The 5,417-nt window shown below is 66.1% G+C and carries 2 protein-coding genes, 1 other RNA gene and 1 pseudogene; 1 reads left to right on the top strand and 3 read right to left on the bottom strand.

Going from position 1 to position 5,417, the window contains the following annotated elements; genetic code table 11:
- Window positions 1-61: 61 nt before the first annotated feature.
- The 3 genes from dnaX to QZ378_RS12030 form a co-directional block, all read right to left on the bottom strand.
- Window positions 62-1,849: a DNA polymerase III subunit gamma/tau gene (gene dnaX / locus QZ378_RS12040; RefSeq protein ID WP_291258437.1), complete on the bottom strand. Its 1,788-nt coding sequence runs from the start codon at window positions 1,847-1,849 to the stop codon at window positions 62-64.
- A gap of 92 nt (window positions 1,850-1,941) precedes the next feature.
- An RNA gene (gene ffs / locus QZ378_RS12035) (signal recognition particle sRNA large type) lies at window positions 1,942-2,206 on the bottom strand.
- 195 nt (window positions 2,207-2,401) lie between these two features.
- On the bottom strand, window positions 2,402-4,054 hold the full coding sequence (locus tag QZ378_RS12030; RefSeq protein ID WP_191379453.1) for a Na/Pi cotransporter family protein: 1,653 nt from the start codon (window positions 4,052-4,054) through the stop codon (window positions 2,402-2,404).
- Window positions 4,055-4,567: 513 nt separating this feature from the next.
- On the opposite strand from QZ378_RS12030, the pseudogene QZ378_RS12025 reads away from it, so the two are divergent.
- Window positions 4,568-5,417 (top strand): annotated as a pseudogene (locus tag QZ378_RS12025) (2-isopropylmalate synthase); the annotation flags it as partial.

The raw sequence follows: 5,417 nt of genomic DNA, 5'->3' as shown, positions 1-5,417 counted from the left end.
CCGCCGCCGAAGCCGCCCATGCCGCGGCTGTTGAATCCCTTTGCCATCGGTCGCACTCCTTTTATTCCTGAATAATAATGTTGTCAAACTGCCTGCCGAAGGCCAGCAGATCGTCCAAGTTGTCGTGTTCCGCCGGGGCCGGCGCCGCCTGGCCCGCCTGCGGCGGCGAGGCCTTGCCCACCTTCACCGCGCAGCGCACCTCCCCGCCGGTCTGGGCCGAGGCCAGCCGCCCCAGCTCCTCCAGAATGTGGGGGCCGCCCACCATGGTCTTGGTGAACTCGTCCTTCACCCACAGGGTGAGCACGCCCCCCTCCAGCCGCCCCTCCACCGCGGAGGGGTTGCACAGGAAGGGGTAGACCGCCGGGAACTTCTTCCGCACCGCCGCCACCAGCCCGGGCCAGAGATCCGGCTGGGCGGCGGGAGTGCCGCCGGACGCGGGCTGCCCTCGATCGGGCGCACCGCCGGTCGCAGTCTGGCCCGCCGCCTCCGGGGAAGCGGCCTGCGGCGCAGGCCCCGGCTCGTACCCAACCGGCTCGCCCGGTTCGTCGGGCAGGGGCGGCCGCTCCTCCTCCCAGGGGGGGCGATCCTCCTCCCTGACCGGGGCGGACGGAGCCGCCGCAGGGGGCGGCGCCTGGGTCTGGGCCGGGGCCGGCCGCTTCAGGGGCTTCTCCGGCACCGCGCAGGCGGCGGGGATGCCCCCCGCCAGCAGCTCCTCCACCCGGCTCAGCCGGGCGTTGAGGGCCGCCGTGCTCTCGTCCAGCGCCGGGTCGCACAGGCGGATCAGGCACAGCTCCGCATCGGTGCGGCGGCTGCCGCTGCGGGCCAGATCGGCGATGGTGGTCTGGAGCAGGCCCAGCATCTGCACCAGCCGGACGGTCTGAAACTGGTTGGACAGGCGGCGCATGGTGGTCTCGTCATAGCCGCCGGTGAGCAGGGCCGCGCCCCCCTGGGGGGCGGTCTTGCGCACCAGGAGATCCCGAGTGAGGGCGGACAGCTCCCCCAGCAGGCTCCCCACGTCCTTGCCCGCGCTGTACAGCCGGGCCAGGGTCTCCAGGGCGCCGGCGGTGTCGCCGCCGCCGATGTGCTCCATCAGGCCGGCGGTCTCCAGGTTGCCCGCCAGACCCAGAGCGTCCAGCACCTCCTGCTCCCCGATGGGGCGGTCGGGCCCGGCGCACTGATCCAGCAGGGACAGGGCGTCCCGCAGGCCGCCGTCGGCCAGCCGGGCCAGCAGCTCCGCCGCATCCCCCCGCAGCTCCATCCCCTCCTGCCGGGCCACGTAGGCCAGGCGGGCGGCGATGTCGCCGGTGGAGATGCGCTTGAAGGAGAACTGCTGGCACCGGGACTTGATGGTGGCCGGCACCTTGTGCAGCTCGGTGGTGGCCAGGATGAACATCAGGTGCTCCGGCGGCTCCTCCAGGATCTTCAGCAGGGCGTTGAAGGCGGCGGTGGACAGCATGTGAACCTCGTCCACGATGTACACCCGCTTACGCACGGCGGCGGGGGTGTACACCGCCTCGTCCCGCAGGGCCCGAACCTGATCCACGCCGTTGTTGGAGGCGGCGTCCAGCTCCAGCACGTCCAGGATGGAGCCGCTCTCAATGCCCAGGCAGGAGGGGCAGGCGTTGCAGGGGTTGCCGTCCACCGGGTGCTCGCAGTTCACCGCCCGGGCCAGGATCTTGGCGCAGGTGGTCTTGCCGGTGCCCCGGGTGCCGGTGAAGAGATAGGCGTGGCTCAGACGGCCGGTGGCCACCTGCCGCTTGAGCGTCTCGGTAATATGGGCCTGGCCCACCACATCGTCAAAGGTGCGGGGCCGCCATTTGCGGTACAGGGCCTGGTACAAGCCGGTCACCTCACATACAAATGAAAAATGGAGAGGGGCGGAGGATGCGGAAACGCCGCGTCGCTTCGCCCCTCTCCCGCCGCGTCCGGCGCGTGGCAAGACCGCACACCGGCCTTTGGAGACTGCGCTATGCCCGTTACCCAGGCAGCCGGCTCAGGAGCGGGAACCCCGCGGCACAGGTCGCGGTCCGCTTAGTGCTGCTCGGTTCCCCGCCTGACACGGTTCACGGTGCGGCCTTGCGCGGGACCGATCCATCATCGCTGCTTACCTGGGTCAGACGGCACAACGCAGTTCCGGGGGCCGGGATTCATCCCTGCTGTAGCGGGTTGCAGGTACAGGGCACCGCTAACTCCCCGACTAGTGCGGCCTTGCCGCGGGCCGGGCGCATTCGCGCCGTCCCCGGAAGGCTGGTTTTATTATCATACATCATTTTCGCCCGATTATCAATCCTGTTTTTTGATTTTCTGAAATCCGCAGGGGAGCGGGCGGGCCCTCCCCCGCCCCGCAAGACAGGAGGGGAGCGCCGCCCCGGGGCGGCACTCCCCTCCTCAGGATTCACTGTTACGCGTCCGTGGACTCGGGCGCGATGCCCGCCCGCTCCTGGGCGATATTGAGGGCGTGGTCTCCGATGCGCTCAAAGTCGGTGAGCAGCTCGGAGAAGATGATGCACGCCTCATCGGAGCAGGAGCCCTGCCGCATACGCTCCAGCTGCTTGCGGCGGAACTCGTCGGTCATGTCGTCGATGCGCTGCTCCATGGCGGAGACCTTGGTCAGCCACTCGGTGGGCTGGATGCCCTCCTGCTCCAGCAGCTCCAGGGTGTCCAGGCAGACCTGCTCCATGGCGCGGATCTCGTCCTGGGCCTCCTCGGAAAAGCGGATGTGCTTGTCCGCCAGCTTCTGGGTGTACTCACAGATGTTCATGGCGTGGTCGCCGATGCGCTCAATGTTGCCGGTGATCTTAAAATAGGAGCTCATGGCGGAGGAGTCCTTGGCGTTGGTCTCCCGCACCATGCCCTTGGAGATGTACTGGGAGATCTCCTTGTTCAGGAAGTCGATGTACTCCTCGGTGGCCTGGGCCTTCTCCACCTCCTTGGGATCCCGCTCCAGCACCGCCTGGAAGGCCGTGGCGATGTTGTCCTTGGCCATGCCCAGCATGCGGTTGAGCTCCTGGCGCAGCTGGGTCAGGTACATGGCGGACAGGCCGATGGGGTGCTCCTGCTTGGTGCGGGCCGGCTCGGGCACCAGGAAGGCCAGGTGCATGCCCTCCTTCTGATCCTCCTCCCGGTCGGGCAGGATGCGCATGGCCAGCTTCACCAGCAGCCCGCCGCAGGGCAGCAGGAGCAGGGTGGTGACCACGTTGAAGAGGGTGTGCATGTTGGCGATCTGCGCCGCCGGGTTGTCGGTCAGGGACTGCATGAAGGGCACCAGCGGGGTCACCTGGCACAGGATGGTGAACAGGACGGTGCCGATGATGTTGAAGGACAGATGCACCACGGTGGTGCGCTTGGCATTGCGGCTGGTGCCGATGGCGGCCAGCACGGCGGTGATGCAGGTGCCGATGTTCTGGCCGAAGAGGACATAGACCGAGGTGTCCAGGCCCACCACGCCGCTGACCGCCAGGGCCTGCAGGATGCCCACGGAGGCGGAGGAGGACTGGATGATGGCGGTAAAGATGGCGCCTACGGCGATGCCCACCAGGGGGTTGGAGAAGGTGCTCACCATGTTCACAAAGGCGGGCATCTCACGCAGGGGCTCCATGGAGGTGCCCATCATCTCCATGCCGATGAAGAGCACGCCCAGGCCCGCCAGAATGCTGCCGTAGTGGTGGAGCTGGGGCTTTTTCAGGAAGACGATCATCGCCACGCCCACAAACGCGAACAGGGGGGCAATGGCGCCCACATCCAGGGCAATGAGCTGGCCGGTGATGGTGGTGCCGATGTTGGCGCCCATAATGACCCACACGGCCTGCTTCAGGGACATCATGCCGGAGTTGACGAAGCCCACCACCATGACGGTGGTGGCGGAGGAGGACTGGATTACCGCAGTGATGACGGCACCCACGGCCACACCCAGGATGCGGTTGGAGGTCAGCCGCTCCAGGATGCCCTTCATCCGGTTGCCGGCCGCGGCCTCCAGGCCGGAGCTCATCATCTGCATGCCGTAGAGGAACAAGGCAAGGCCGCCCAGCAGCCCGAGCACGATACTCGCGTTCATATTTTATTCCCTCATCTTTACATTCTTTTTTCAGATCCTTTACAATTTCCAGACTAAGTATATCGAATGTAAATTACCCCGTCAATGAGAATTTACGTGAATTTTACAAAATTCCCCTCCCCCTTTCCCGTCAAATCGCCGTCCTTCGCCGGCAGGCAATCTTTTCCCTTGACAAAGCCTGCCCGGTCGGATAAAATAATTGAAACAGCATCCCCAAAACAGGTGATGATGGGAAGAAGGCGCGGCCCCTCCCGGGCAGAGAGCCGGTGGTTGGTGCAAACCGGTGCGGGAGACCGCGCGCATCCTGATCCCGGAGCCGTCCGCCTGAACCGCAAGCAGTAGGGCGGGCCGTCACGGCCACGTTACCGGCCGCGGCCTTGTTGGAGGCCATGAGCGCCGCATGGGCAACCGGCGGCGGAAGCAGGGTGGTACCGCGTAAACATACGCCCCTGACCAGATGATTGGTCAGGGGCGTTTTTTCGTACCCTGACCCCGAGAACAGGAGGAATCTGCATGAAGCCCGCACAGGAAAAGTACATCCCCTTCGTCCCCCTCAAGATGGAAAAGCGCGCCTGGCCCGACAAGCAGCTGATGGCGCCCCCCATCTGGTGCTCGGTGGATCTCCGGGACGGCAACCAGGCGCTGATTGACCCCATGAACGTGGAGGAAAAGCTGGAGCTGTTCCACACCCTGGTGGACATCGGCGTGAAGGAGATCGAGGTGGGGTTCCCCTCCGCCTCGGAGACGGAGTATGAGTTTCTCCGGGCCCTCATCGACGGGAACCACATCCCCGACGACGTGACCATCCAGGTGCTGGTGCAGGCCAGAGAGCACCTGATCCGCAAGACCTTTGAGGCCATTGACGGCGCCAGGCACGTGATCTTCCACTTCTACAACTCCACCTCCACCCTCCAGCGGAAGGTGGTGTTCCACACCGACGTGGAGGGGGTGAAGAAGATCGCCGTGGACGCCGCCCACCTGATCCGGGAGCTGAGCCAGCCCGCCATCGACGCGGGCATGGATCTCCGGTATGAGTACTCTCCCGAGTCCTTCATGGGCACGGAGATGGACGCGGCGGTGGAGATCTGCCAAGCGGTGATCGAGGCCCTCCACGCCACGCCGGAGCACAAGGTGATCCTCAACCTGCCCACCACGGTGGAGAACTGCATGCCCAACTACTTCGCCGACGAGATCGAGTACTTCATCTCCAAGCTGCCCAGCCGGGAGAGCGCCATCATCTCCCTGCACCCCCACAACGACCGGGGCGAGGGCGTGGCCACCGCCGAGCTGGGCCAGCTGGCCGGAGCGGAGCGGGTGGAGGCCACCCTGTTCGGCAACGGCGAGCGCACCGGCAACGTGGACA

The sequence above is a fragment of the Flavonifractor sp. genome, from assembly GCF_019422385.1.
Taxonomy (GTDB): domain Bacteria; phylum Bacillota; class Clostridia; order Oscillospirales; family Oscillospiraceae; genus Flavonifractor; species Flavonifractor avistercoris.
The sequence above is the reverse complement of the archived record's forward strand: the minus strand, read 5'-3'. Positions and strand labels throughout refer to the sequence as shown.